This window comes from Xanthobacter sp. BG11Y11_SDJG, assembly GCF_057364445.1.
In genome coordinates, this window is the sequence record NZ_JBNFNU010000597.1 from 1 (window position 1) to 1,748 (window position 1,748).

Consider the following 1,748-nt stretch of genomic DNA (forward strand, 5'->3'; position numbering starts at 1 on the left):
GGACGAGGCGTTGCCGCCGGCGTCCAGCGCTTCGATGATGGCGGCGCGGGCCTCGGGGCCGAAGGGGGGCTCGACGCATTGTGATCGAGATAGGCGCGCGCCGCCCCGGCGCTGCCCGCGCTCATTGCGGCCGCCTCGCGCACCCGGGCGCAGCGCGGCGCCGAGGGTTGCAATTGCCGGCGATCTCGGTCATAGGTCAAACTCCACCCGTTCCCGCAATGCAGCGCCCTTCGGTTTGCGCAGCCGGCGGGAATAGATTAGAATTATTCTAAATTGATAGGGCGCGTCCACCCCTAAGTCAAGTCATTACCGTCGTTCCGTCAAGGCTCGGAACGGTTCGTGACAGGACGTCCGGGGCGCGCGACCTCCATGGTTCATTCGCGGGGAGAGCGTTCCGTGCCCCAAGCCGCCCCTGCCCCCGCCGATCGACCGACCGCCCGGCGGCCCGCAGCGCCTGATGCCCGTCGGCTTGCCCACGCCGCCCGTCGCCCTCCGCCTGCGCGCGCCACTCTCAAGAGGTTGCCCAGACCCATGCCTGAAGTGATCTTCCCCGGTGAAAAGGGGCGGCTCGAAGGCCGCTATCAGCCCGCCAAGAGCCGCAACGCGCCGATCGCGGTGATCCTGCACCCGCACCCGCAATTCGGCGGGACCATGAACAATCCGGTGGTCTACAATCTCTATTACCAGTTCGTGAACCGCGGCTTCTCGGTGCTGCGCTTCAATTTCCGCGGCGTCGGCCGCTCCCAGGGCGCGTTCGACCACGGCCAGGGCGAGCTGTCGGACGCCGCCGCGGCGCTCGACTGGGCGCAGTCGGTCAACCCGGACGCGCGCGCCTGCTGGATCGCCGGCTTCTCCTTCGGCGCCTGGATCGGCATGCAGCTGCTCATGCGCCGGCCGGAGGTGGAGGGCTTCATCTCCGTGGCCGCCCCCGCCAACCTCTACGATTTCTCGTTCCTCGCCCCCTGCCCGTCCTCCGGCCTGTTCGTGCATGGCGACAAGGACGCGGTGGTTCCCACCTCGGCGGTCGCCACCCTGGTGGAAAAGCTGAAGACCCAGAAGGGCATCGTCATCGAGCAGCAGGTGGTGCCGGGCGCCAACCACTTCTTCGACGCCAAGACCGACGAGCTGATGGAAGTGGTGGGCACCTATCTCGACAAGCGCCTGCCCGGCGCCCGCACCGACAGCGCCGCCTGAGGCTCCGCTGCCGCCGCCGGGGGTGGTTCGGCGCCGGCCGTCCCCCGCCTTTCCCGCCGTCGCCCTCCCGCTTGACCGGAGCCCAAGGGGCGCTGCCGGCTGTCCCGGACGGGCGGCAGGCAAGCCCCGGACAAGCCGGGGCATGACGGCGGTTTTGGAGTGCCTCGGCCCGTTTCCCCTTGGACTGCCGTCATCCCCCGGCTTGTCCGGGGGATCCACGCCGCGGCATTGCTGGCGTCGGGGATTGGAAGCCTGGCGCAAAGGGCAAGTGGAGTGCCCGGGACCAAGCCGGGCATGACGCGGTGAGAGGTTTCCCCGCCGTTTCCCTGCCCCCGCCGCCCTCCGGCTTGATCTGAGCCCGGGGGCTCTGCCGGCTGTCCCGGACGGGATGCGTGGATGCTCCGGACGAGCCGGGGCATGACGCCGGTTTTGAGTGCCTCGGCCTGTCTCCCCTTGGACTGCCGTCATCCCCCGGCTTGTCCGGGGGATCCACGCCCCGGCGTTGCTGGGCGTCGGGGATTGAGGCCTGGCGAGAGGCCTGGCGCAAAGGGGCA

1 protein-coding gene is annotated in these 1,748 nt (G+C 69.7%); it reads left to right on the forward strand.

Annotation, left to right across the window (positions count from 1 at the left end; translation table 11 throughout):
* Positions 1-531 precede the first annotated feature (531 nt).
* Positions 532-1,194 carry an alpha/beta hydrolase gene (locus AC2W7M_RS24815; protein ID WP_486135710.1) on the forward strand — a complete coding sequence of 221 codons (663 nt, stop codon included), beginning with the start codon at positions 532-534 and terminating at the stop codon, positions 1,192-1,194.
* The last annotated feature ends 554 nt before the right edge of the window (positions 1,195-1,748 follow it).

Excerpts from the sequence above, each read along its gene's own strand:
- AC2W7M_RS24815 (WP_486135710.1), top strand. The coding sequence starts at position 532 with ATGCCTGAAGTGATCTTCCCCGGTGAAAAGGGGCGGCTCGAAGGCCGC.